This is a genomic window from Bacillus pumilus (assembly GCF_900186955.1).
Lineage (GTDB): Bacteria > Bacillota > Bacilli > Bacillales > Bacillaceae > Bacillus > Bacillus pumilus.
Window position 1 is genome coordinate 2,049,648 of sequence record NZ_LT906438.1, and the last position, 25,921, is coordinate 2,075,568.

30 protein-coding genes are annotated in these 25,921 nt (G+C 41.1%); 1 reads left to right on the forward strand and 29 read right to left on the reverse strand.

Features of this window, described 5'->3' with window-relative positions:
• Positions 1-91: 91 nt before the first annotated feature.
• From aroH to CKW02_RS20800, 19 genes are all read right to left on the reverse strand, one after another.
• On the reverse strand, positions 92-475 hold the full coding sequence (gene aroH, locus CKW02_RS10360) for a chorismate mutase (RefSeq protein ID WP_003215970.1): 384 nt from the start codon (positions 473-475) through the stop codon (positions 92-94).
• Positions 472-1,563, reverse strand: a complete 1,092-nt coding sequence (gene aroB / locus CKW02_RS10365) for a 3-dehydroquinate synthase (RefSeq protein ID WP_003215928.1) — start codon at positions 1,561-1,563, stop codon at positions 472-474. Before aroB ends, aroH begins: the two co-directional genes overlap by 4 nt.
• Positions 1,563-2,735 (reverse strand): chorismate synthase, encoded by a 1,173-nt coding sequence (gene aroC / locus CKW02_RS10370; protein WP_003215774.1) that lies wholly within the window; start codon positions 2,733-2,735, stop codon positions 1,563-1,565. Before aroC ends, aroB begins: the two co-directional genes overlap by 1 nt.
• Before the next feature lie 73 nt (positions 2,736-2,808).
• The gene (locus CKW02_RS10375; protein WP_003215521.1) at positions 2,809-3,588 is read right to left on the reverse strand and encodes a CheR family methyltransferase; all 780 of its coding nucleotides are present in this window, start codon (positions 3,586-3,588) and stop codon (positions 2,809-2,811) included.
• 144 nt (positions 3,589-3,732) lie between these two features.
• Positions 3,733-4,179 (reverse strand): nucleoside-diphosphate kinase, encoded by a 447-nt coding sequence (gene ndk / locus CKW02_RS10380; protein ID WP_003216015.1) that lies wholly within the window; start codon positions 4,177-4,179, stop codon positions 3,733-3,735.
• Between the two features lie 130 nt (positions 4,180-4,309).
• Positions 4,310-5,272 carry a heptaprenyl diphosphate synthase component II gene (gene hepT, locus CKW02_RS10385; RefSeq protein ID WP_003215649.1) on the reverse strand — a complete coding sequence of 321 codons (963 nt, stop codon included), beginning with the start codon at positions 5,270-5,272 and terminating at the stop codon, positions 4,310-4,312.
• 24 nt (positions 5,273-5,296) lie between these two features.
• Positions 5,297-6,001, reverse strand: a complete 705-nt coding sequence (locus CKW02_RS10390) for a demethylmenaquinone methyltransferase (RefSeq protein WP_003215527.1) — start codon at positions 5,999-6,001, stop codon at positions 5,297-5,299.
• 3 nt (positions 6,002-6,004) lie between these two features.
• Positions 6,005-6,772, reverse strand: coding sequence for a heptaprenyl diphosphate synthase component 1 (locus tag CKW02_RS10395; RefSeq protein WP_003215666.1), 768 nt, complete (start codon positions 6,770-6,772; stop codon positions 6,005-6,007).
• Positions 6,773-6,886: 114 nt separating this feature from the next.
• Positions 6,887-7,117, reverse strand: coding sequence for a trp RNA-binding attenuation protein MtrB (mtrB, locus tag CKW02_RS10400; RefSeq protein ID WP_003216082.1), 231 nt, complete (start codon positions 7,115-7,117; stop codon positions 6,887-6,889).
• A gap of 28 nt (positions 7,118-7,145) precedes the next feature.
• Positions 7,146-7,715, reverse strand: coding sequence for a GTP cyclohydrolase I FolE (folE, locus tag CKW02_RS10405; protein ID WP_003215789.1), 570 nt, complete (start codon positions 7,713-7,715; stop codon positions 7,146-7,148).
• Between the two features lie 190 nt (positions 7,716-7,905).
• Positions 7,906-8,184 (reverse strand): non-specific DNA-binding protein Hbs, encoded by a 279-nt coding sequence (gene hbs, locus CKW02_RS10410; RefSeq protein WP_003215863.1) that lies wholly within the window; start codon positions 8,182-8,184, stop codon positions 7,906-7,908.
• 374 nt (positions 8,185-8,558) lie between these two features.
• Positions 8,559-10,037, reverse strand: a complete 1,479-nt coding sequence (gene spoIVA, locus CKW02_RS10420) for a stage IV sporulation protein A (protein ID WP_003215616.1) — start codon at positions 10,035-10,037, stop codon at positions 8,559-8,561.
• Positions 10,038-10,242: 205 nt separating this feature from the next.
• Positions 10,243-10,968 carry a YphF family lipoprotein gene (locus tag CKW02_RS10425; RefSeq protein WP_003215852.1) on the reverse strand — a complete coding sequence of 242 codons (726 nt, stop codon included), beginning with the start codon at positions 10,966-10,968 and terminating at the stop codon, positions 10,243-10,245.
• Between the two features lie 18 nt (positions 10,969-10,986).
• Positions 10,987-11,190: a DUF2768 domain-containing protein gene (locus CKW02_RS10430; RefSeq protein ID WP_003215900.1), complete on the reverse strand. Its 204-nt coding sequence runs from the start codon at positions 11,188-11,190 to the stop codon at positions 10,987-10,989.
• 266 nt (positions 11,191-11,456) lie between these two features.
• The gene (locus tag CKW02_RS10435) at positions 11,457-12,494 is read right to left on the reverse strand and encodes an NAD(P)H-dependent glycerol-3-phosphate dehydrogenase (protein ID WP_003216041.1); all 1,038 of its coding nucleotides are present in this window, start codon (positions 12,492-12,494) and stop codon (positions 11,457-11,459) included.
• Between the two features lie 14 nt (positions 12,495-12,508).
• On the reverse strand, positions 12,509-13,819 hold the full coding sequence (gene der, locus CKW02_RS10440) for a ribosome biogenesis GTPase Der (protein WP_003215663.1): 1,311 nt from the start codon (positions 13,817-13,819) through the stop codon (positions 12,509-12,511).
• Positions 13,820-13,978: 159 nt separating this feature from the next.
• The gene (locus CKW02_RS10445; RefSeq protein ID WP_003215794.1) at positions 13,979-14,173 is read right to left on the reverse strand and encodes a capping complex subunit for YIEGIA; all 195 of its coding nucleotides are present in this window, start codon (positions 14,171-14,173) and stop codon (positions 13,979-13,981) included.
• Positions 14,174-14,179: 6 nt separating this feature from the next.
• Positions 14,180-15,064 (reverse strand): YIEGIA family protein, encoded by an 885-nt coding sequence (locus tag CKW02_RS10450; protein ID WP_003215905.1) that lies wholly within the window; start codon positions 15,062-15,064, stop codon positions 14,180-14,182.
• Complete coding sequence (locus CKW02_RS20800) at positions 15,061-15,663, reverse strand: YphA family membrane protein (RefSeq protein ID WP_223251158.1); 603 nt, start codon at positions 15,661-15,663, stop codon at positions 15,061-15,063. Before CKW02_RS20800 ends, CKW02_RS10450 begins: the two co-directional genes overlap by 4 nt.
• 120 nt (positions 15,664-15,783) lie before the next feature.
• On the opposite strand from CKW02_RS20800, the gene CKW02_RS10460 reads away from it, so the two are divergent.
• A complete protein-coding gene (locus CKW02_RS10460) occupies positions 15,784-15,915 on the forward strand; it encodes a YpzI family protein (protein ID WP_003215762.1) in 132 nt (43 codons plus the stop codon).
• A gap of 51 nt (positions 15,916-15,966) precedes the next feature.
• Here CKW02_RS10460 and fni read toward each other — a convergent pair whose 3' ends face one another.
• The 10 genes from fni to CKW02_RS10510 form a co-directional block, all read right to left on the reverse strand.
• Positions 15,967-17,034: a type 2 isopentenyl-diphosphate Delta-isomerase gene (gene fni, locus CKW02_RS10465; RefSeq protein WP_003215660.1), complete on the reverse strand. Its 1,068-nt coding sequence runs from the start codon at positions 17,032-17,034 to the stop codon at positions 15,967-15,969.
• Between the two features lie 14 nt (positions 17,035-17,048).
• Positions 17,049-18,200: a 30S ribosomal protein S1 gene (rpsA, locus tag CKW02_RS10470; protein WP_003215529.1), complete on the reverse strand. Its 1,152-nt coding sequence runs from the start codon at positions 18,198-18,200 to the stop codon at positions 17,049-17,051.
• A 223-nt stretch (positions 18,201-18,423) separates the two neighbouring features.
• Entirely contained in the window at positions 18,424-19,101 is a 678-nt protein-coding gene (cmk, locus tag CKW02_RS10475) for a (d)CMP kinase (RefSeq protein WP_003216003.1), read from the reverse strand.
• Positions 19,102-19,172: 71 nt separating this feature from the next.
• Positions 19,173-19,355 (reverse strand): DUF5359 family protein, encoded by a 183-nt coding sequence (locus CKW02_RS10480; protein ID WP_003215744.1) that lies wholly within the window; start codon positions 19,353-19,355, stop codon positions 19,173-19,175.
• 63 nt (positions 19,356-19,418) lie between these two features.
• A complete protein-coding gene (locus CKW02_RS10485; protein WP_003215715.1) occupies positions 19,419-20,066 on the reverse strand; it encodes a flagellar brake protein in 648 nt (215 codons plus the stop codon).
• Between the two features lie 102 nt (positions 20,067-20,168).
• The gene (ypeB, locus tag CKW02_RS10490; protein ID WP_003215550.1) at positions 20,169-21,518 is read right to left on the reverse strand and encodes a germination protein YpeB; all 1,350 of its coding nucleotides are present in this window, start codon (positions 21,516-21,518) and stop codon (positions 20,169-20,171) included.
• A gap of 16 nt (positions 21,519-21,534) precedes the next feature.
• A complete protein-coding gene (sleB, locus tag CKW02_RS10495; RefSeq protein WP_003215974.1) occupies positions 21,535-22,446 on the reverse strand; it encodes a spore cortex-lytic enzyme in 912 nt (303 codons plus the stop codon).
• Positions 22,447-22,573: 127 nt separating this feature from the next.
• A complete protein-coding gene (gene prsW, locus CKW02_RS10500; RefSeq protein ID WP_003215795.1) occupies positions 22,574-23,236 on the reverse strand; it encodes a glutamic-type intramembrane protease PrsW in 663 nt (220 codons plus the stop codon).
• Between the two features lie 155 nt (positions 23,237-23,391).
• Positions 23,392-24,363 carry a YpdA family putative bacillithiol disulfide reductase gene (locus CKW02_RS10505; RefSeq protein ID WP_003215846.1) on the reverse strand — a complete coding sequence of 324 codons (972 nt, stop codon included), beginning with the start codon at positions 24,361-24,363 and terminating at the stop codon, positions 23,392-23,394.
• Between the two features lie 123 nt (positions 24,364-24,486).
• Positions 24,487-25,761 carry a Glu/Leu/Phe/Val family dehydrogenase gene (locus CKW02_RS10510; protein WP_003215501.1) on the reverse strand — a complete coding sequence of 425 codons (1,275 nt, stop codon included), beginning with the start codon at positions 25,759-25,761 and terminating at the stop codon, positions 24,487-24,489.
• Between the last annotated feature and the right edge of the window lie 160 nt (positions 25,762-25,921).

The window sequence follows — 25,921 nt, forward strand, 5'->3', positions numbered from 1 at the left end:
CTCATCTCAACTACCCTAGTCTCATTCTCATCTTCTCTAAACTTGCAATGCCGTTTACACCTGTGTGTAAACTTCGGCTGTTCATATCGTATTATAATTCCTTGTTTTTTGTCAACTGTAAATCAGGGCGAAGCGTCACAGCTTCTTCCAAGTACACATGCTGCACATCTTCCTGCTTTGTGTCTGTTTGGACCGTCATTAACACACGAATACAATGCTTTAGACCGCCTTGAATGTCCAGCTCCTGCATACAAGTAACAGGCACATACGTCCACCCTTCAAACTGACGAAGGGCTTTTGCCGGAAAAACGGAGTGAATATCTTGTGTAGCTGAAATTAAGATCTGCACGACACGTTCTGGATCTACTTGATTTCTTGAAATAATCGCTTCTAGCAGCTGTTTCGTTTTATTTATTACTTCTGTTTCTGTATCTTCTTTCACTGTTGTAGCCCCACGTATCCCGCGAAACATCATAGACATCCCTCCTCCCGTTTCCATTCTTCGAGCCATTGATGCAGATCATCTTTTGTGAAAGACTGCAAGACAGCATCTCCAACCTGTTTTAATAAAACAAATTGAACGGTTCCACCTCTTGCCTTTTTATCACCAATCATCCGGTCAACAAATGTTTTCGTGGAAATATCTTTGGTGACTTGTACCGGAAATCCGAGTTTTTTCATCCACTCTTTTAGTTCCGTACGATTAAGGCTGAGCCCCAGCTTCTTTTCGCTCACATATAGCGCAAACTGCATTCCGATTGCAATAGCATCTCCGTGTGTAATAACGCCGTATCCATACTCTGCTTCAATGGCATGCCCAAGTGTATGACCTAAATTCAAAAATGCACGCACACCTTGTTCTCTTTCATCTTTTTGAACAATCGACGCTTTGACCTCAATGCCTTGATACAGCATATGTGCGAGCTCGCTTTTTGAGCATTCCGCCAAAGAACGAATAGACATCAGCTCTGTTAAAAAGTCTTCACTTGAGATGAGGGCATGTTTGATGACCTCAGCAAAGCCTGACCTCATTTCAGTTTGAGATAGTGTCTCAAGCATGCTCGTATCATAAATGACGGCTTTCGGCTGATGAAACGCACCGATTAAATTTTTACCGAGAGGATGGTTAATCCCCGTTTTCCCGCCAACTGCACTGTCATGTGCCAGTAGCGTCGTCGGAACTTGAATAAAATCAATACCTCTCATGTAACTAGCAGCAACAAAGCCAGCCAAATCGCCAATTACGCCGCCTCCAAGCGCAATGATGCACGAGGAGCGATCCAGCTGAAATTGTATGGCTTTCGTATGAATATGCTCAAACTCAGCAAAAGATTTCGACTGCTCTCCGCTTGGCACAACCACTTTATGCACAGACCATTTCTGCTTAAGTAATCGAACCATTTCATCACCGTAAATGGCATCAACCGCTGTATCTGTCACGATTAAGAGCTTCGTATAGGAATGCCCCGTGGAAGTCATCAAGTCGACGATATTGCGTTTAATCCCATCACCGATGTATACAGGATAAGTGGCTGAAGACGTCTTAACTTCCAGTGTTTTCATTAAAATTCCCTCTGAAGCTGGCGCATTTTTTCAACATTTTCTTTAATGCGGTCAATTTGATCAAGGCCAAACTGCTCCACTACAGCATTGGCGATTTCCCAAGCCACGACTGCTTCTGCGACAACACTTGCGGCAGGAACAGCACAGCTGTCAGAACGCTCAATGCTTGCGGAGAAAGGTTCTTTTGTTTCAATGTCAACGCTTTGAAGCGGTTTGTAAAGCGTTGGGATTGGTTTCATGACCCCTCTTACGACAATTGGCATACCAGTTGACATTCCGCCTTCAAGACCACCTAAGCGATTTGTTTTTCTCGTATAGCCCTTTTCTTCATCCCAGATGATTTCATCATGGACCTCACTACCATTTTTAGAAGCCGCCTCGAAGCCGATACCAAATTCGACCCCTTTAAAAGCATTGATACTCAGAACAGCACCTGCAAGCTTGCTGTCTAATTTGCGGTCATAGTGAACATAGCTTCCGACTCCAACCGGCATTCCTTCAACGATGACTTCCACAATTCCGCCAATTGAATCACCGTTTTTCTTCGCTTCATCAATGGCATCCATCATTTTTTGACCTGCTTCACTGTCGTAGCAGCGAACAGGTGACTCTTCCGTTACCTTTTGCAAATCTTCAATTGATTCATATGCCGTTTGAGCTGCTTTCACTCCGCCAATTTCAAGAACTTGGCCAGCTACCTTGATTCCTAAATGAGCCAAGATTTGTTTAGCGACTGCGCCTGCTGCTACGCGCACGGTTGTCTCACGGGCTGATGAACGCTCTAATACGTTTCGCATATCACGATGTCCATATTTAATCGCACCATTTAAATCCGCATGTCCTGGTCTAGGGCGTGAAATTTGACGCTTCATTTCACTCTCTTCTTCTTCTGTGATCGGCTCTGCCCCCATCACTTTTGTCCAATGCTTCCAGTCGTTGTTTTCAACGACAAGTGCAATAGGAGAACCTAATGTTTTCCCGTGACGAACACCACTTAACACTTTCGCTTGGTCTTTTTCAATCTGCATTCTTCTGCCGCGGCCGTGACCTTTTTGTCTTCTAGCCAATTCATAGTTGATGTCATCCTGCTCTATGTAAAGTCCCGCTGGAACGCCTTCAATAATTGTGGTCAATTGTGGACCATGTGATTCACCTGCTGTTAAGTATCTCATGACTCGATCTCCCTTCATCGCATTAACGCTTTTAAGTAAAACTATGATAACACACTTACTACTAAAAAGTCAGCTACAACCCCTTCTTTTGATAAAAGAAAGTATCAGCTGATGTGAGTCCAAACTTTTCTGGATGAAAAATTTGTTCAGTTGAACCAACAAATAATACGCCATTTGGTTTTAAACTGCTGCTCATTTTCCTGTAAATCTCTTCTTTTGCCTCTTCTGTAAAGTAGATAAGGACATTTCGGCACACGATAAGATCAAGCTGTTTTTCATAAGGATCTGCTAAAAGGTTGTGTTTTTTAAATTGAATGTGCTTTCGCACCTCATCCTTCACAGTGTAAAATGAAGAATCTTCTTTTGTGAAATATTTTTGCTTGATTTGATCTGGTACCTCTTGCAGTGATCGTTCATGATATTTTCCTTTTTGAGCTGATTGCAGCACTTTATCATCAATATCAGTTGCAATAATTTGGAAGTCTTTCACAAGCGGATGGCTTGATAGCAGCATTGAGAGTGTATACGGCTCCTCTCCTGTCGAACATGCTGCACTCCATATTTTTAGGGTCCCGCTGTTTTTCAAAAGCAGCGGAAGAATTTTTTGATCAAGCACTTCCCAGCGCTGATAGTTTCGGTAAAATTCTGACACATTGATCGTCATTCGATCCATCGTCTCATCTAATAGTGCTCTATCCTTTTCAAGGGCAGCCGCGAACGCTTCAAAATCTCTATATCCTTTTTTATCATAAAGTGACGTTAATCTTCGTTTCATTTGTGCTTCTTTATATAAATTCAGATCCACCCCGGTTAGTTTTTTCCATTTTCCGACAAATACTTGATATTGATCCATCAAAGTCCTCTCCTGTCTCATCTATCTTTGTCCTAGTATAGCTGTTTTTATCGAAAATTTGTATCTTCTCATGCGAAATTTCGTATAGAAATATTCATATAAAAAAGCCAAGGTGCTCATTTGATGAACACCTTGGCTTGAATTTTAATAAATCCAGCTTGAGATGGTTTGATCCCAGTTTGTGAGTTCTTCTTGTTTGAAGAATAAGTTGATTTCTCTTTCAGCACTTTCTGGTGAGTCTGAGCCATGGATAATGTTTTTTCCAACCGTCAATCCATAGTCTCCTCTTATTGTGCCCGGGAGCGCTTCCTTCGGGTTTGTTTTGCCGATAATCTGTCTTGTGACATCTACTACCTGCTCACCTTGCCATACCATTGCAAATACTGGTCCTGACGTAATAAAGTCAACCAATTCCCCGAAGAATGGTTTTTCTTTATGCTCTCCGTAATGTGTTTCTGCTACTTCTTTTGGAATGCTCATTAGCTTTGCACCAACAAGCTGAAGCCCTTTTTTTTCGAATCTTGACACAATTTCACCGATTAATTGTCTTTCCACACCATCAGGTTTGACCATAAGAAATGTTTTGTCCATATACGTTCTCCACCCCGTCGTTTATGTATGTATAGGCTTACATTGTTACAAAGTGATCGTATCATTTTTTTATATAATAATCAATTTTTGACAAAAAATTTCACAAAAAAACCAATCAACAATATGTTGATTAGAATTTTCGTTTTCCAATATATTTGGCAATGGAAGCGAGTGACGTTTTCGCTCGTCCTCGAGGAAGTTTGTCTAGCTGTTCGAATGCCTTTTTCAAATACATTTCACTCACTCGAATCGAGCGGTCGATCGCATCTGTTTGTTTGAGGTGTTCAATCACAGGTTTTAGCTGGGTTTCCGTTGTTTCACTATTAATCAGCTTTAATTGTCCTTCGAGTGTAGGATTCTTCAGTGCATATAAGACCGGGAGTGTGACATTTCCTTGTAAAAGGTCTCCTCCAACAGGCTTACCAAGCTCTTCTTCAGTTGATGTGAAATCAAGCACATCATCAATGATCTGATAGGACATCCCGACATAGTAGCCAAACCAGTAAAGGGCTTTATGTGTTTTCTCATCTGTACCTGCTGCTATCGCACCTAACTGACAGCTGCCTGCAATGAGCAAGGCTGTTTTTCGTTTGATTCTTCTTAAATATGTACGTAGGTTTTGATCCATATTGTATTTGTCTTTCACTTGCTCGATTTCACCAAGACAGAGCTCGACGACCATCTTTGACAAAATTTCATGCGCCATTGGGTGATTGATCTTTGTCATATACTCAAGAGATCTTGCAAACATATAATCTCCTGTGTACATGGCAATTCGATTGTCCCATTTTGCCTTAATCGTTGGCTTGCCTCTTCTCAGCTCTGCATCATCAATAACATCATCGTGAACGAGCGATGCCATATGAATGAGCTCAAGCGCAACGGCAACATATTTAATTTTATTAATGTCATAGTCGCCAAACATGCCTGAAAGGAGAACAAAAACGGGGCGGATTCGTTTTCCGCCCGCTTGCAGCAAATGAAGACCCGCTTCACTTAATAATGCATAATCAGAGCGAACTGTTTGTTCAAGCTCTTTTTCAATAATATCGATATCATGATTTAAAAAAGAGATCATTGCTTTTAGTTTCATTATTTTCACCCAAATATCGTTTATTCAAAGCTTCTTTCCGATATGTGTTGCTGCTACACCGCCTGTAAATGGATGATACGAGACATCAGACAGACCCGCCTCTTCGAAAAGAGCCGCCAGTTCTTTCATGCCAGGGAACGCTTTGGCTGATTCTTGAAGCCATGAATACTCCTGATAGCTTTTGGCAAACAGTTTACCAAAGAGCGGCATGATGTATTTGAAATAGACATAGTAGCCTTGTTTAAACCCAATCATTTCAGGTTGCGATGTCTCTAGACAGACAACCATTCCACCAGGCTTCACGACTCTTGTCATTTCTTTTAGCACTGTTAAGTAATCAGGGACGTTCCGTAGGCCAAAACCGATCGTGACATAATCAAATGTGTTGTCCTCAAAAGGAAGCTCCATCGCATTGCCGTGAAGCAATTCAATTTGATTATAGCCCCCAGTCTTCACCTTCGTTTCTCCAACACTCAGCATATTTTTACTAAAATCAAGGCCTTTGACTTCGCCTTTGTCTCCAACAGCATCAGCAAGCGCAATGGTCCAATCGGCTGTTCCGCAGCATACGTCTAATGCTTTGGCTCCTTTTTGAACATTCATCAGTTTCATTGTTTTATCGCGCCACTTTTTATGCTGCTTAAAGCTGATGACGGAGTTCATTTGATCATAGTTTTTATAAATTTTTTCAAATACACCGTGTACTCGCTGTTCTTTTGATTGCTGCATGACTTACCCTTCTTCCACTTTCTGATGATACGCAGGTTCATTTTTCATATGATCCAGGCGATTTAATAGCTCTTTTTGAACGACCGGAGATGAAACAAGATGCTCCTTGATGGATCGTTTGGCCTTTTCATAGCCTTCATTCTCAAAGTTGTCAAAACATGTATAGGCGTCCGTATAGCTATCGTTCAAAAAAAGTTTTAAATGCTTGTCATCTTCTGCTTGTTTCATGAAACGCTTATAAACAAGGAAACGACTTGCAATCTCATTCCAATGCGTTAATTGAAAATGCTCAGAAACCCTTTGGAATAACGCAGACTCAACCGTTGCTACACTTTTGTAAAAGTGCGCTGCATCTTGAATGGATCGATCATACAGTCTAATTTTATGTTCATTGATTTCTTTGATCGCCGTTGCGAGCGTGCGAATCATGTAGATGTCTTTCATGTCAGAGAGAAGAGAATAATAGAGACCGCTGAAATAGTCTCCTGCCAGGATCGTCAGCTGACGATTTTTGAATTCGTCTTGTTTGATCGCTGCAGCAGTTGTGACTTCGTCATGGGTATCAAGGGCAATTTGCACAAGCATCGCCGTTAAAATATAATTTTCTTTTTTCTCTGCATCAATTTGAGCTTCATCAAACATTGCATGAAAAAGAAGGAGCTTATCTTCATCGATGAGTGGTGCACGTAAATGTTTCGCCAAATAAGGATGAGAAAGCTTTTTATTTAATTTTATATTTAGATTAGATAAAATTCCGTAGATGTCTTGCAAAGATATCACCCTTGTCCCAAAAATTACAGTTTCATATGTAGCCCTGCACATTGTATAGAGATTTATTATACCATATCAGCTCTCACTTTTATGCTATCAAGTGCACTCAAGTATTTATTTCTTTGCTTCGCTTTGAATTTCCCCGAAGCTTGTTTGAATGACAGCATCGCCTCTTACTTTGATCGCTGACGTATGCTCAGTAAATTGTGCAATGATGACTTCACCTTTATCGAGCTTTTCGGAATGGTGAAATCTTGTATCAGAGCCTCTAGTTAAGCCGATGACATTTACACCATTTTCATTGGCTTTAATCACTACAAAATCAGATGCTTTATTTTCACTCAATCTGTTCACCTTCCATCTATCTATTGAATTAGTCGTTTTTAATAAAGGAAAGTACTTCTGCTCTTGCCGCTGCATCATTTGCAAATGTACCGCGTACTGCTGAAGTCACTGTTTTTGCGCCTGGCTTTTTCACTCCGCGCATCGTCATACACATATGCTCTGCTTCAACGACAATCATCACGCCATGCGGATTGAGTGTTTCCACCATACTATCTGCAATGGTTGATGTGATGCGTTCCTGAAGCTGCGGGCGTTTGGCAACAGCCTCTACAGCTCTTGCAAGTTTGCTAAGTCCTGTCACTTTTCCGCCGCGCGGAATATAAGCGACATGCGCTTTTCCGTAAAAAGGTACAAGGTGGTGTTCACACATTGAATGGAAAGCAATATCTTTTACAAGAACGAGTTCTTCGTGGTCTTCACCAAAAATGGTTTTAAAATGTTCTTTTGGATCTTCATTTAATCCCGAGAACACTTCTTCATACATTTTTGCTACTCGTTTAGGGGTATCAAGAAGTCCTTCACGATCTGGATCTTCTCCGATGGCTTTTAATATATCGCGTACTGCGTGTTCGATTAGTTCTTTATTTATTTCACTCATGTATTATATCCTCCAAAGGCGATTACATTTCAATCAGATTCTAGCACACTTCAGATCCTAAAAGCAAAGGAGAGCGTTCTAAACGACGCTTTTGAATCAAAAGGAAAAGCCCCTTATGAAAGGGGCTTTTCTAGACCAGTGTGAAACTGTATATGTATAACTCCTGCAATAGGATCATTACACATAACGATTATTTACCTGCCACCGCGTCTTTAAGTGCTTTACCTGGTTTGAAAGCAGGTACTTTGCTTGCAGGGATTTCGATCTCTGCACCAGTTTGTGGGTTACGTCCTTTACGAGCTGAACGCTCACGTACTTCAAAGTTACCAAAACCGATAAGTTGGATTTTGTCACCATTTTTAAGTGCATCTAAAATTGTATCAAAAACAGAATCAACTGCTTTTGTCGCGTCTTTTTTAGATAACTCGCTTGCTTCAGCAACCGCGTTAATAAGTTCTGTCTTGTTCATGCCTTTCACCTCCTCCCAAAAATATGCATTCAATAGATTGTTATCATTTCTTCACAATTCATCTTCTTTCTATACACTTTTTTTGAAAAAAAGAGCGTCTAGAAAGCGGTATACATGGCTTTTCATTAGAAAACAACTCTTTGAAGGAATGTTTGTCCAACAAAGTGAAGATTTTCTGTAAGTAGATTAACACATATGAAATACCATATCAAGCATTTTAAAGGGAAGAATCCTTATTCGTCAAGGATTAAGGGCACTTTTACGAACGAATATTCCTAATTTCAGCCTGAATCTGACTAATCTTTATACAATTGTCTTTTTATGACTCATTCCTTACGCAAAAAAAGACCCCTGTCAATGAGAGGTCTCACATGCTATAGAATAATCGCGATCAAACCGCCTGATCCTTCGTTGATGATTCTTTCAAGTGTTTCTTTCAGTTTATATCTTGCATTTTCTGGCATCAGTGACAGCTTTGCTTGAATGCCTTCTCTGACAAGGGAGCTGAGTGAGCGCCCAAATATATCTGAATTCCAAATCGAAAGCGGATCATCTTCAAAGTCTTGCATTAAGTAGCGGACGAGCTCTTCACTTTGTTTCTCTGTTCCGATAATCGGTGCAAATTCACTTTCTACATCTACCTTAATCATATGAATAGATGGCGCAACCGCCTTTAGTCTTACGCCAAATCTCGAGCCCTGCCTAATGATTTCTGGCTCATCTAAACTCATATCTGACAAGGCCGGGGCCGCAATTCCGTATCCCGTCTGCTTCACCATTTTTAAGGCATCTGATACTTGATCATATTCTGTCTTCGCATGCGCAAAATCTTGCATGAGCTCTAGAAGATGGTCTTTCCCTCTAATTTCTACACCAACCACTTCTTTTAGAATATGGTCATATAGATCATCTGGGGCGTACAGGTCAATCTCCGCAATCCCTTGACCCATTTCAATCCCTGCTAAGCCCGCTCTTTCAATAAAGTCAAATTCACTGAACTGGCCAACAACACGGTCAACATCTCTTAATCTTTTAATATCCTTTACGGTTTCCTTCACTGAGTCCTGATAGCTTTCTCTCAGCCAATGATCTTCTTTTAACACCATGACCCAGCTTGGCAGGTTCACATTCACCTCTAGGACTGGGAATTCATATAATGCTTCACGAAGCACACTAAGGACGTCTTGCTCTCTCATACTTTCTACACTCATGGAGAGTACTGGAATATCATATTTTTGGCTCAGTTCCTGCCGCAGCGCTTCTGTTTCAGGATGATAGGGTCTCACAGAGTTGATCACCATAATAAACGGCTTTCCAACCTCTTTGAGTTCATCAATCACACGTTCTTCAGATTCAATATAATCATGTCTTGGAATTTCTCCAATAGAACCATCCGTTGTAATCACAACACCGATGGTTGAATGCTCTTGAATGACCTTGCGTGTGCCAATTTCCGCTGCTTCATGGAACGGAATTGGCTCTTCATACCACGGCGTGTTGATCATTCTTGGACCATTTTCATCTTCATACCCGCGCGCACCAGGGACTGTGTATCCTACACAATCGACAAGCCTGATGTTGACATCAAGACCGTCACTCACATGAATCGATGCCGCTTGATTCGGAACAAATTTTGGCTCAGTGGTCATAATGGTTTTTCCTGCTGCGCTTTGCGGCAATTCATCCTGTGCTCTTGCACGATCTGCCTCATTATTGATATTCGGGAGCACCACGAGCTCCATAAACTTTTTAATAAACGTAGATTTCCCTGTACGAACAGCGCCAACGACTCCTAAATATATATCGCCTCCTGTTCGTTCAGCGATATCCTTGAAAATATCGACTTTTTCCAAGTGATCCCCTCCCGGACTTGCTATCCTCGTTTTCAAATAAAATACTCTATTCTTCAATCAAACTTGCTTGAAAGGTGTCTGGACAATATATGTGTATGACGTTGTCCTATTTGAATATGACACCTTTTTTTGTTTTGAGAGTATGTTTAGCCATAAAAAAACCTTTCTCCTCATTTATATGCAGAGGAAAAAGGTTCATTCTTGTTTATGACGTCTTTTTTTCTAAAAAGTCAGGCTCACCTTTTTTGTTGATGGTATATGGGACAGAAAACGCGGGTACAAACGGGGTTTCCTGCCAATAGACATCTTGAATGTTTTCACCTGGTTTCAGCTTTCGTTTCGTATTCTTCAAAATATGAGCAAAATCACTGCGGTAATCCACATAGATTTCGCCATTTGATGAAATCAGTAATGGGAGGGAATTCCCTGTCACCGGGCTCATGACCGTAGGCGGCGATTTTAAGCCTAGCTTTTTTTCATTTAACGTATATAAATTGTTTGATACTACTTTGCCGTATGGCGGATATGTATGTTCATCTTGATATATTTTGATTCTAAGCCGTAATTCACTGATGGTTTGCGTCATTTTGACATCAAGCAGTTTCACAGTTGGGTTTTTTTCGACGTCTGTGAGGACATACATATATTCCCCTCCGCCTTCAAAGGATGTAGACGGTACATCGTGTAAATATCTTGGTGACAAGCGCTTAAAGTCGATGACGTACTTTTGATAAACCGGCGTGTCTGCTTCTTTCGTTTCAATCGGCAAAAGACCATTTGTTGCTTTTTGAAATTCCTCAATCGCTGTCTGAACGCTTTGCAGTTGCTCTTCGTACGGCACACGGTTTTCAGTTTTGCGATTTTCTGGATACAGACATCCTGTTAGTAAAATAAGTGCTAACAACGTGACACTGACTTTTGCTTTGATCATCACATTCTTCCTTTTTCTTTATTCATTGACCGGCCCGCTAAATACAACTAAAAACACAATGATACCTGATATCAGCATCAAGCTGTATGCGACGGTCGAGGCTGTTATTTTAAGAACCCGGCTCTTCAGCTTAAATCGACTGAAATAAATGGTTACTACAGCTAAAAACATGAGCCCCATTGAACCAAGTGCAAACCACATCTTGATTAAAGCAAAACTCATCGTGCCTGTCCCCCTTTAAAACGAACAAATTGTAAGCGTTTATATTTCATTCTAAACCAAAAATAAGGTAAATATCAATCATTTTTCCAATCATTCAGAAAAAAGCGCATAAAAAAACTGAAGCAAAGAGGGGGACTCCGCTTCAGTCATTAGGTCGACTATTTTTCCTCATTCTGTAGAGGCAAAGCTCTATTCAAACTTCATTGCTATGTTATGCAAGTCTTCCCCTTCTTGCATCCTCTACATGCCTAAGTTCAGTCTTCCATTTATTTTGTTTGGTTTTCAAACATGTTCACAAGGTCTTCCATTTCATGTGTTTTCACACGTGCCATCAATGATTCGACCGCATCGTCGACCTTTTTCCCTTCAAACAGGACGTGGTAAAGCGCCTCTGTGATCGGCATGCTGACCTTGTATTCTTTGGAGAGCTGATAAGCGCCTTTTGTTGTACGGACGCCTTCGACGACCATCCCCATTTTTTCAAGCACTTCTTCAAGCTTATACCCTTTACCAAGCAGATTTCCGCAGCGCCAGTTACGTGAATGAACACTTGTACATGTCACGATCAAATCTCCAACGCCCGTTAAACCGGCAAATGTCAGAGGATTCCCTCCCATTTTTGTACCGAGACGTGCGATTTCAGCGAGTCCTCTAGTGATGAGCGCCGCTTTTGCATTGTCACCATATCCAAGCCCGTCTGTGATCCCTGCCGCAAGAGCAATGATATTTTTCAGTGCGCCGCCAATTTCTACACCAATCACATCAGGGTTTGTATAAACTCTAAAGTTGTTGTTCATGAACAAATCTTGAACAAATTGAGCCGCTTCAATATTTTCTGATGAGACAGTGACAGTTGTCGGGTGACGCAAGCCTACTTCCTCGGCGTGGCTCGGTCCTGATAAGACGACGACAGCTTCTCTTTTCTCATCCGGGACTTCTTGTTCAATCATTTGAGATATTCTCAGAAGTGTATCTGGTTCAATTCCTTTACTTACATGGACAAACGGCACTTTCGACGTAATCAGCTCATTTGCCTGCTTCAACACTTCACGAATGGCCTTTGTTGGCACAGCGACAATAATAGCGTCTGTCCCCTCTAACGCCTGCTTCATGTCTGTCGTCGCCTGAATGGACGCAGGCAGTGCGACATTTGGTAAGTAATCATGATTTTCATGTTTCTCATTGATTTGGTCAATGAGCTCTTGTCTATGTCCCCACATGTGTACATCATGATGATTATCAGCTAATACAAGAGCAAGGGCTGTTCCCCAGCTTCCTGCTCCAAGTACTGAAATTTTCTTCATTCTGCTCACCCTTTTTATTTTCTCGCTCTCGCAAATATTTTAATCGGTGTTCCTTCAAAACCAAACGCATCTCGAATGCGATTTTCTAGGAAACGTTCATAAGAAAAGTGCATAAGCTCTGGATCGTTTACAAACACAACAAAGGACGGAGGCTTAATCGCCACCTGTGTCGCATAGTAAATTTTCAGGCGCTGTCCATTATGAGTCGGCGTTGGATTCATTGCTACTGCATCCATGATGATATCGTTCAAAATATTCGTTTGAACGCGCATCGCATGATTTTCACTAGCTGTAATAATGGACGGCATTAACGTATGAATTCTCTTTTTCGTGAGAGCAGACATAAACAAGACAGGAGCATAATCTAGGAATTGAAAATGCTCACGAATGTTTTGCTCAAATTCCTTCATCGTACGCTCATCTTTTTCAACAGCGTCCCATTTGTTCACAACGATCACAACGGCTTTACCAGCTTCGTGTGCATAGCCCGCAATACGTTTATCCTGCTCAATAATGCCTTCTTCACCGTCTAGAACAACAGCGACAACATCAGAACGATCAATGGCTTTTAATGCACGAAGCACACTGTATTTCTCTGTTGTTTCGTATACTTTTCCTTTTTTTCTCATACCTGCTGTATCAACAATGACAAAATCACGCTGATTGTACGTAAACATCGTATCGACAGCATCTCTTGTTGTACCAGCGATGTTGCTGACAATGACGCGGTCTTCTCCGAGCATCGCATTCACTAAAGAAGATTTCCCTACATTCGGGCGACCGATTAAGCAGAACTGGACAACTTGTTCGTCATACTGCGTATCTGGTAAGTTCTTAAAGTGTTCTGCAACAGCATCAAGTAGATCACCAAGACCTAATCCGTGCGTTCCAGAAATCGGATATGGCTCGCCAAACCCTAGTGCATAAAAGTCATACACGTCACTTCTCATTTCAGGGTTGTCCAGTTTATTGACAGCAAGTACAACTGGCTTTTTCGTGCGATATAAAATTTTTGCGACTTCTTCATCCGCTGATGTCACACCATCTCGGCCATTCACCATAAAGATAATGACATCCGCTTCATCCATTGCAATTTCTGCTTGATGGCGAATTTGCGCTAAAAATGGCTCATCTCCAATATCAATTCCACCAGTATCTATTAAGTTAAAGTCATAATTTAACCATTCAGCAGAGCTATAAATACGATCTCTTGTTACACCAGGTGTGTCTTCTACAATCGATATTCTTTCGCCTGCGATTCGATTAAAAATTGTAGATTTTCCAACGTTGGGCCTTCCAACAATGGCTACGACAGGTTTACCCATAGTACCCTTCCTTTCAATCCAGCCGCGATTCAATATGTTCATCATCATGTTTCAACCGGGATTTAAAATTTTCATTCAGTTTTATGAAATAAACCCTTCAAACATGAAGGGTTCAACTTATATATTATATCAATTTTTAATCAGACCACAATGAATAACTTAAAAATGTTTGACAATCAAGTAAAGATCTTCTCCAATTCCGTGTGCAATTCCATCTAAAATGGCCTCTAAATTCATGGCGTACATGTCGAGTTCTTCTTTATTTTCACAGAAAAAAACGGCTGTTCCGCCCATGACCCGCTCTTTATTTGTTGTAGCCACAGCGAGTATAAATTGTTCAATGGTGTTCGCCATGCCCTATTACCTCACTTTCTTTTTTATGAACTCTGTCGGCATTCTGATGGCATTTTCTAAAATGGGTACTTCTTCTAATACACGGACAGCGAGATCTTCACGATACCATTGCGGTAAAATGAACACGCCAAGTGTGCCGTTATTCAAATCACGCTTTGCGAGCGGACAGAGTGATGGTTCACCAGAGTCGCGATACACACCAAGTACATTGGATAAATCAAATAAAATGGCTTGCCGCTGCCCAAGGTTGGCAATCGTTGTGGCTGCGTTGAAATTTTTCGGTGTCAAAATAAAGCCCATCCCATGCTCTAATATGAGCTTTTGCTTTTCGGGCAGTCCGATATTCATGATGTAAATATCGTTCACATAAAGCCCTGCCCCATCAAAGCGAAGCTCTCCTTTTTGTATGTTGACAATATCCTTTAATTGGCTGCCAGACATTAATAGCTTTGCCAAGAAAAAACAAAGAATACCGACCACTGTCCCTATAACGAGCGAGAAGAAAATACAGGCTGTGGTCGTAATCAGTGCCGTGAGAATCGCAATATAATTTCGGCTTTCAAAGGCAATGGCAATGCCTTCTATATATGTACTGCCTCTTGAGACTAGCTCATATGAATCCATTTGAGTTAACGTATTTCTTTCCATATTGCGGACATCTCTGAATTGCGTGGCCGCCAGCGTGAGAAAGGTAATCGCCGTAAATTCCTCCTGAATGAGTGCAGGCATAATGATCGCACCAAGTCCTGAAGCGATAAAACCAAGCGCAATGTGAATCACTTGTCCATGAATATACGTAGGGTATTGCCGGTAATCTGTTCTTAACATATAAAGCCTGGCCGCCATCCCAAAGATGACACCAATAATCACAGGAAACGTATAATCCGTCATGTTGATTTTGCAGCCCCTTTTACTGGTTTTCTTGATGAACGGGCGTTCAAGAGCTTTTCAAGCTGATCGACACCTAATAGGAAGATGGACCCTTGAACAACAAGGGACAGAAAAGAGAGATCTCCAATGACAATCGATGATGTCAGGCGGTGAATTGTGAGCGCATAAAGGGCTTCGCCAAGACATACAGCCATCATCCATAGGGTGACTCGTTCTGTAAAATGATGTCCATATGTCAAAGACATCAAGATCAGCAAGGCAAATACGACCCAATCCACTTTTATTAGCGTGAACCAAACCGGATCATATAATGCAAAAATCATAAAAAAGGCATATGCGCTCACCATAGAACCTAATTGTATGATTCTCATTATTTGATGCCCAGACCGGAATATAACGAAACCCGCACATGCATATAAAAAGGTCATCAAGTACCCCGCATTCAGGCTCATATCAAATATGGATATCATGAAATGACTACATATAATATGGACAAGGACAAAGACGCCTAGCACATTGCGCCATGAGCTTTTTTCCATAATAAATGTCACGATAATCCAAACGAACCATATGGACCAATAATAGTACAAATCCTCCAACGTCTCATCACCTCAATTACATTATGGGAAAATCCCCAATTTTTAAACGTAAGGGATCGCTTTGGGCATTGTATGAAATAAACAAGAGGTGACACCCTAATGGTTGAGGAGGGATGTATGATGGGAAAAGATAGACAGGAAAAACGCTTAAAGGCATCAAAAAGAGTGGAATCTGACCGTGATCAATCCATTCATTATAAAGGGGCAACAGCATTAGAAGGTCCAGATAGTGCGCGAAAAAGAAATCAATAAAAAAAGGCATGTGATGACCACATGCCTTAGATGTTTAAGGGCTAAACTTGCTTAGTCCTTTTTCTTATTTGATCTTAAACTATAGTGCGTTGTGTCGATGCCTCTTTCTTTGAGCCAATGACTCGTTTCACCTGAAATGACAACTTGGGTTTGTCTCAGCTCTTCAATGGTCTTCACGCCAAGGACTGTCATCATCATCTTCACATCTTCTTGAAGATCTATGATATTCGCGATGAGACCGCTCTCCCCTCCGTCAGTCAGTGATTTTAAGAAAAAGCCAGCTAGACCAGCAGCGGATGCGCCAAGTGCGATTGATTTTGTTACATCAAGGGCGTCTTGTATACCTCCCGAGGCTAAAATCGTTTGATCTGGAAAACTTGTATGTACTTCAGCAAGACTCGCTGCAGTTGGAATCCCCCATTGATCAAAATAATGAAGTGCTTTTTGGCGGCGAAGATTTTCGATCTTAGAAAAGTTCGTACCACCAAATCCGCCTACATCAACGGCCGCAACCCCAGCATGAAATAACTTTTTGGCCGTTTCCTTGCTCATGCCAAATCCAACTTCTTTTACGACAACAGGCACACCAACTGATTCATTGATGGCTGCGATGCGCTCAAGTGCCCCCCTGAAATCACGGTCTCCTTCAGGCATGACAATCTCTTGAATCACATTTAAATGAATCTGGAGCATATTGGCCTCCAGCATCTCAACGGCTTCCTTCGCTTGCTTCATCGTTGCCTCACTGCCTAGGTTCGCAAAGACAATTCCATCTGGATTCACTTTACGAACAACTTCATACGTACGTCTTTCTTCTTTATCTTTCAGTGCAGCCATTTGCGATCCAACTGCCACCGGAATATTGGTTTCCTTCGCTGCGATCGATAAAGAGCGATTAATCTCATAGGTCGATTTTCCGCCTCCGCCAGTCATTGCATTGATAAAAATTGGCGAACCGAAAGTCAGTCCGCCAATTGTTGAATGTGTATCAATTTGTGATGTTGCAAGATCTGGTAAACTGGCGTGAACGAAGGAAACATCTTTTAAACCTGTTGCTGCATGCTGTCCAGTGGACAAGGCATGTTCAATATGCTGCTTCTTTCTTTCTGCTCGCGTCAATTTTGATCACCAAATTATTTTAATTTATTAAGCTTATCTCCGATCAGGTCACCAAGCTGGAATCCACTTGTGTTTTCTTCTTTCGCCTGATATTGACGATAATTCTCTTCGATTTGTTTTTCAGGATTTTCTTCTAAATCACGGATGCTTAGTGAAATGCGTTCTTCATCTTCATTCACATCAAGCACTTTTACTTTCACAGTCTGCCCTTCTTCAAGGACTTCATGCGGCGTACCGATATGTTTATGAGAGATTTGAGAAATATGCACAAGTCCTTCGACGCCTGGCAGAATTTCAACAAATGCACCAAAGCTTACTAGACGTTGAACAGTTCCTTCAAGCACATCACCTTGTTTTACCTTTTCACCAATCTGGCTCCAAGGTCCTGGTAATGTTTCTTTAATAGATAGTGAGATACGTTCGTTATCACGATCAACAGCAAGTACTTTGACCTGGACTTCCTGGCCTTCTTCCACTACGTCAGATGGCTTTTCAACATGCGCATGGGATAGTTGAGAAATGTGAACCAATCCATCAATGCCGCCAATGTCTACAAATGCACCAAAATCAGTAAGGCGTTGCACTTTACCATCAATCACACTGCCTACTTCAAGTTTTTGCAAGAAGTCTTGCTTTTTGTCTAATTGCTCTTGCTCCACTACTGCACGGTGCGAGAGAATCACACGATTTTTTTCGCGGTCAAGTTCGACCACGACAAGTGAGAGTGTTTTACCTTTGTAGTCTGAAAAGTCCTCAACATAGTGCGCTTCTACAAGAGATGCAGGAATAAATCCACGCACACCAATGTCTACGACAAGACCACCTTTTACAACGTCTTTTACTTCAGCTTCAAATACTTCTTTTGTTTCAAACTTTTTCTCTAGGTCTTCCCAAGCGCGGTCTGCATCAACAGCACGTTTCGATAAAATCAAAGCATCGTCTTCGACTTTTGTTACTTTAAGCTCTAATTCGTCGCCATCTTTCACGACATCTGATGCTTTTTCAACGTGAAGACTTGATAATTCACTGATTGGGATGATCCCAGGTTGTTTCACATTGACGATATCTACATTGACATGCTTGTCCTCAACTTTAGAAACAATCCCTTTCACTACATCTCCAACCTCTGGTACCTGAACATCGATTTGATTCATTTCCTCTGTCATTTCGATAACCTCCTTGGTCCAAACCTACACAGCTTAGTTAAAACGACTGGGTGAATATGTGTCTTAAGCATGATGATTGCCAGCCGAGTATGTATTATAGAAACATTCAAATCAACAGAATTGCTTGAATGATCAATAAAAATAGTATTAGTATAAACTTCTAATAAAAGACCTTGTTTGTCAAGAGATAAACCTCTAACTTATAAAAGTTTTCTAAAATTTCTTACAGTTTCTCCACACGGTCTGCTGCATCTAAAATTTTACCTGCTACCTCTTGAATGGTAAGAGAAGTTGTGTCAATCTCAATGGCGTCATCCGCTTTCTTAAGCGGTGAAACTTCGCGCTCAGAGTCAAGCTTGTCACGTCTTGCAATCTCTTCGATCAGCTGATCGTAATTGACATCGTAGCCTTTTTTCTGATTCTCTTCAAAGCGGCGTTTTGCTCTTTCTTCTACAGATGCAAGCAAGAAAATTTTCACTTCGGCATCTGGAAGAACGTGAGTACCTATGTCTCTTCCGTCCATCACGACACCGCCTTTTTTACCAAGCTCTTGCTGCCTGCGGACCATTTCTTCCCGAACAGCTCTGTGCTTTGCGACAACCGATACTTGGTTGCTCACGCGGTCTGTGCGAATCTCTTCTGTCACATCGGTATTGTCTAGATGCACTTTTTGACCCTCGCCTGTAGAGACAAGTTCAATCACCGTTTTCTTTAGTAGTGCATCAAGCGCCTGCTCGTCTTCAAGATCTACACCATGGTGAAGTGCCGCAAGCGTAATCGCGCGGTACATGGCACCTGTATCGATATAAATATATGATTTTTTTGCTGCGACAATTTTTGCCACAGTGCTTTTTCCTGCTGCTGCAGGACCGTCAATTGCGATAGATAATTTCTTTTTCATAATACCTCTCCTTGATTGAATCTCCCTTATGAATTGTAACACGATCACCGGTCAAACGGGGGAATTTTCTATCAATCCTTCTGCTTAAACGTCTCGATCCAATCTTCAATGCTCATGTTATTTACACCCTCGTATTGCACGACTTTTGACAAAAATAGTTCTCCTTTTGTCAAATGAAGTGTGATCTGAACGGCTAATAATAAGACAAGCTGAATGAGCACCGCTTTAAATAACCATCTTTCCATTGTTTTCATACAAAAAGCCTCCACGCTAGATTCTATTACCTCTAGTATGGAAGCTTTTAACATCCTTTATTCTTATGCTTTTTTCACACGTGTTAAAAGCTGCTGCTGGAAGCAGTACTTCATAATGTGCTGCTGCTGATCATTTGTGATCTCAGAAAACTCCATGATCGCTCTTGTTTTGCCAGTCTGCTCATCTTGATAAACTCGGCTCATCTCTGCAACCGCTTTAATTTTAACAGGCTCTTTCAGCGGAAGTTCAAACTCTGTGATCACTTCTCCGTATTCTTTCAATGAGACACCTTCAGGAACAGCAATTGCTAAGCCGCCAGCACTCATATTGACAATAAACGTGTCAAAGGATTCTTCACCCGTTTGCGTGATCGCGGTTTTGACCATTGTATCGACTCTCAGGTATTCTCTACGCTGAAGCCGAATCATTTCTTCTTTTGGCGGAATGGAAATGACGATCATCGGAATATCTTCTTTCCTCTTGCCGATGACTTCGCTTGTGCATTTGTATGGAATTTGATTTTCATCGAAAAAGAAAACGGTGATTTCTGTTTGCTGGTTTAAATAGATCGTGCGTCCCGTTTCTTTATCAGCTGGATAATTAATGAAAATATCATCGTTATTATTTTCCAAAACTTTCGATTTTGCAGTTTTCACTTCTTTGTTCTCATTGACATATTCAATTGTGATTGCATCCCCTATTTGTAACATTCCTCATCACTCTTTTCATCTGTGAAATCATATCCTCTCCTATATTAAACCATGTATAAAACAAAAGGAAAAGGCTTATTCGCCTTTTCCTCGTTTCCTTTTTTATAGGTCTTTATATATAGGTTCTGCGTTTTTTAGTTTATCTACTCGTTCTTCTTTTCCAGTATCCGCATTAATGAACATTCGGTACGTATCATTTTTTATCGTTCCTAGGAACTCATAGCATAAAACTTCCTCTGACATATCGTTTTGAACAATCGCTACATGAGTATCTTCGATTTTCACATGCTGATTGAGCGTTTTCTTCGCTTCTTTTTGCGAGATTTTAGGTGCTTTGATGTCTCTTGTTTTATGATTCGTTAAATAGTCTTTCGCTGAAAATCCAACCACTTCACCATCGTCTAATGCGACCTTCATACGTATACTATCTGGATACAGCAGTACATTTTTTTGAAGAGGTACATAGGTAAATACACCGATATTATCAAATTGCGCACTTTCATCTAAATGGAATGACTCTGCATCAAATCCTTGCTTCTTTAAGAAGCTGAGTGCTTTTTCTGATGCTTGGTTTAAACTGATTTTCTGTTTTTTCACGTCTCGATTTTGAAGAAGGTAGACTGGATGTCCTCCTTTTTCAGTCAAGTCTAAATAGAAATTCGCTTTACTATCAGGATCTGACATCGATAAGCTGTACACATCTCGATTGGTTTTGCTTCCGCTTTTTCTCACCTTAAAATGTTGATTATGATCAGGTGCGAATTGCTGGGCAATGCGTATCGCTTCTTTCTTTGAAATCTTTTTACCCTTTAAATGATTGTAGCCGCGTGTTTCTGCTTCTGTGGACACATTTGTCGGTCCGAGATCGACATCTGCAAATGCATCTGCATTTCTCTCGACTGTTTTCAACCCGTCAATGATGGTGTTATCATTCTTTCGGTCACCATCAGCAAGTGCCATTTCAACATCCATCCATTTTAAATTTTTGTTGAGGACGAGGTGCTGCACTTGTCTCAGTTCGTTTTGGATATCAGATGCTTGCTGATATAAGGACGTAATGGTTTTGTGCGTATTTTTGTTTAATGGTTCATCTGATAAGGATTTAACTGATGATTTGTAGCTAAAGTCTCCGACATTCGCCAAAAATTCTTCCGTTTTGTTAAAAGGCATTAATGTGAGCGGAAGCTGACTCACATTGTTATGTGCTTCTGATGACATTCTCCATACATCTGCAAGTGCCGGTGAAATCGACGATTGGCTGTTCATCGCAAGCGTTGCCCCAAGTTTGTCATGCAGCTGATCCACTTGGTACGTTAAATCGTGGAAGGCCCTCTGATAGTTGTTCTCTGCGTGCAGCAGCACTGCGTCTTTTTCTTGATGCTCTTTATAGCCCCAATAACCTGTTGAGATGACAGCAATTCCTAAAATGGCAATCAATATTCCTCTGATCATTTATTTACACCTCTTTCTATTCGCAGAAAATATGTTTCCCAATTCGTTTAATTTGTGGTCTTCCCCAAATCCATGGACTTGTTGCTGTATCAGGGTTAAAGTAATAGACGGCGCTCTCAGACGGGTCCCAGCCGTTAATGGCATCAAACACAGCCTTTTTTGCAGTGTCATTTGGTGACATATAAAATTGACCATCCGCCACAGCTGTAAACGCAAGCGGTTCAAAAATAACTCCTGCGATTGTATTTGGAAAAGTCGGGTTGTTCAAACGGTTTAAGATGACGGCAGCGATCGCCACCTGTCCTTCATACGGCTCGCCCCTTGCTTCACTATAAACCGCTTGTGATAAGAGCTGAATATCATTACTAGAAAAACCACCTGGCATGTTGGCTGCCGTTTGTTTCGGTGTTTGATTTGCTTGCTGATTGCCTGACTGTTTCGCAGACTTTCCAGGTGCTCCGCTTTGATTTTTTTGATTCTCTTTCGCACCTTGAGCAGTCTTTTTTTGTGAGCTTCTTTTCGCAGGAGCTTTTGTTTGCTGATCAAGAGGTTTCCCGCCATAATGGGTAAACTCATTCCCCTTTTGCAGCTGCTGCTGAACAAAGTCTTTATAGTATTTTGTCTTTTGAACTAATAGGCTTTTTGTTTGTTTACCTACAAGTCCGTCGACCTTCTTTACACCATATTGGCTTTGAAAGTTGCGAACGGCCCAGTACGTCCCCCAGCCATATACACCATCAATTTTGCCATTGTAAAAGCCATTGTATTGGAGCCGTGCTTGCAGCTCGACTACATCTTCTCCTGTCGCACCTCGCTGGATGACTTGACTGGTGAAGGCTTCACTTTTTTCAGTTGTCATCAGTGAGATTGCGAGTAGAACGATTGAGAAGATAAGGACGATTTGTTTCATGAAACGAGCTTTGTCCATATTTGATCCTCCTGTACTTTTGATGTTTGAATATATATTTCTTCCAATCCCTATTTTTATACATTCATCACAGGAGAGAAATGGATGAAAAGACAAAAAAACGCCCTATCAACTGATAAGACGTTTTCTACATTAAATTTTGCACCATTTTCACTGAACGAGCTTTTTTTGCTTTTCGCAGGCCAAACCACCATAAAAAAATCATGAATGGCAGCATGATATATCCCCAATTTTTCATTCCTAACAATATGAAATCATATAGGCCGTGAAAAAGCACAGGAAGCGTTAGAGAAAGGATCAGCCATTTGCGCTGCTCCTTTTTATCAGAGAAGCGGGCTTTGCCGATATAAAATCCCATCACAACACCGAATAAAGCATGACTTGAGACGGGTAATAAAGCACGGGTGAATGCATATTCAACCCCGTGACCGACCAAATAAAGAATATTTTCAAGTGTTGCAAAACCAAGTGAGACACTCGTTCCATATACAATTCCATCATAGTGTTCGTCAAATTGGGCATGCGCATAGACGCTGACCATTAAAATAAACCATTTTAAAGATTCCTCTAAGAAGCCCGACGTCACAAATGAAATCAAGATAGGGTTCGTTGCGATATGCTCCTCTTGAAGGACATATTGAATAAACATGGTTGGAAACACAAGTATAACACCTAGCATAAAAGATCTGATGACCATGTGTACCGGCTCATTGTCGTACTGATCTTTCAAATAAAAATAACTTAAAAGTGCGATGCCGGGAGCTAAACCTGCTGAGATGATTGCGATCATAACCAGACCTCTTTCCCTACATTATCCTTCATTATCGTACCATGATTTACCCTTTTTTTATATGACTGGAGCCCATTTTTATGAAAATATCCTTCTATATAATCCCATTTTATATCAAAAAGAACCGAATCCCTTGGAAGGATCCAGTTCTTTTTTTATGCGTTCATTCTTTTGTTAATTTCTTCTGCAATTAGCCCCCCATGAAATCTCCCATTTTCAATGAAAATTTCATTGGCATTATTTCCAGCTGCAATCACTCCTGCGATGAAAATACCTTCTACGTTTGTCTCCATCGTCTGTTCATCAAATGCTGGACGGCCTGATTCTTGATCAATTGTCACACCCATTTTTTCTAAGAAAGAATGATCTGGATGATAGCCTGTCATGGCAAAAACATAATCACTTTTCACTCGCTCCGTTTGCTCTTGCTGGTTTGTAAAAATCACTTCTTCTTCTGTAATTTCCTTCACCTGTGCTCCAAACTCCATTCGAATCGTTCCATTCCGCACAAGTGCTTCAAACTCTGGCAAAATCCAAGGTTTGATGCTGGAAGAATATTCAGTTCCTCGATAAAGTACAGTGACTCTGCTTCCGCATTTCACAAGTTCTAGCGCAGCATCGACACTTGAGTTTTTCCCGCCGATCACCGTTACATCTTTATCAAAGTATGGGTGTCCTTCTTTAAAATAATGATACACATGTGGAAGGTCTTCCCCTTTGACATTCATATAGTTTGGATGGTCATAGTAGCCAGTAGCAATCACGACATAATCACATGAATAGTCGTCTTTTGATGTGCTCACGGTAAAATGGCCATCTTTTTTCGTCACAGCGGTTACTTTTTCAAAGGCATGCACACGCAGGTTTTTTCGTCTGACTACTTCTCGGTAATAAGAAAGCGCCTGGATACGAACGGGCTTGCGATTTTCAGTAATAAAAGCGACATCACCAATCTCAAGCTTTTCACTTGTACTGAAAAAGGTTTGATGTGTTGGGTAATGATAAATACTGTTAACGACATTCCCCTTTTCAATGACTAGTGCATCAATTCCGATTTGCTGGAATGCGATGGCAGCTGATAATCCGCAAGGGCCGCCTCCTATTATGATCGCTTTTTCTTGTTTCATTTGTTCCACTCCTGTCGTTTCAATGCAATAACAATTGCTAGCTGTTGATGATTTGTTCCCATTCCATAAAAAAATCTCCTATATAAGGATAGGAGATTTTTGGGCACGATGCAAATAAGCCGCTTAAATCCAGCCTCTGAATCGAGAAGCTTCAGCCATTTTGCGTACGCCGACCATATATGCAGCAAGACGCATATCGATGCGGCGGTTTTGCGCCATTTCATAAATATTATTAAATGATTTCACCATCATATCTTCTAAACGAGTTTCGACTTCCTCTTCAGTCCAGTAGAACCCTTGGTTATTCTGCACCCATTCAAAGTAAGAAACCGTTACACCACCCGCACTCGCAAGTACGTCTGGGACAAGCAGTACCCCACGATCTGAAAGAATTTTTGTTCCTTCAAGTGTCGTTGGACCATTCGCTGCTTCTACGACAATTTTAGCTTTAATGTTTGCCGCATTATCTTCAGTGATTTGGTTCTCAATGGCTGCAGGTACTAAGATATCACAATCGAGCTCAAGCAGCTCTTGGTTTGTGATGGTATCGTTAAATAATTTAGTAACGGTTCCAAAGCTGTCACGTCTGTCAAGCAAGTAGTCAATATCAAGACCATCTTCATCGTATAACCCGCCGTAAGCATCTGAAATCCCTACGATTTTCGCTCCGGCATCATACATGAATTTAGCCAAGTAGCTTCCTGCATTTCCGAATCCCTGTACGACAACACGTGCCCCGTTAATGTCAATTCCTTTTTTCTTCGCCGCTTCTTTGATGCAGATCGTCACACCTTTTGCTGTTGCAGTATCACGTCCGTGTGATCCTCCAAGAACAATTGGTTTTCCGGTAATAAATCCTGGCGAGTTAAATTCATCCATTCTAGAATATTCGTCCATCATCCATGCCATAATTTGAGAGTTTGTAAACACATCTGGTGCTGGTACATCTTTCGTTGGACCAACGATTTGACTGATTGCACGCACATAGCCGCGGCTTAGTTTTTCAAGCTCTCTAAATGACATTTCTCTTGGATCACAGATAATACCGCCTTTTCCTCCGCCATAAGGAAGATCCACAATACCACATTTTAAACTCATCCAAATTGAAAGCGCTTTTACTTCTTTTTCAGTAACGTTCGGGTGGAAACGAATACCGCCTTTTGTCGGTCCGACAGCATCATTGTGCTGCGCGCGGTAACCAGTGAAAATTTTCACTGATCCATCATCCATTCGTACTGGAATTTTCACAGTTAATAGACGAATTGGCTCCTTCAGCAATTCATACACTTCTTGCGGATACCCTAATTTGTCTAGCGCTTTATGTATGACGGTTTGAGTTGACTTTAAAACATCTAGCTTATCTTCTGCGTTATGAGCGGCGTTTTGATCGGCTGCCATTAAAATAAACCCCCTAGAAATCTTTCATGATCTACTGCTCCCTTTCAAGCAATAGTATACACCTTCGTACTGGTAAAGCAAAGGTAAAAAACGTTTTTTATTAAAATAAAATATCAGCGTTTATAAATATAAAAAGGATATAAAAAAATACTGTTGTTTC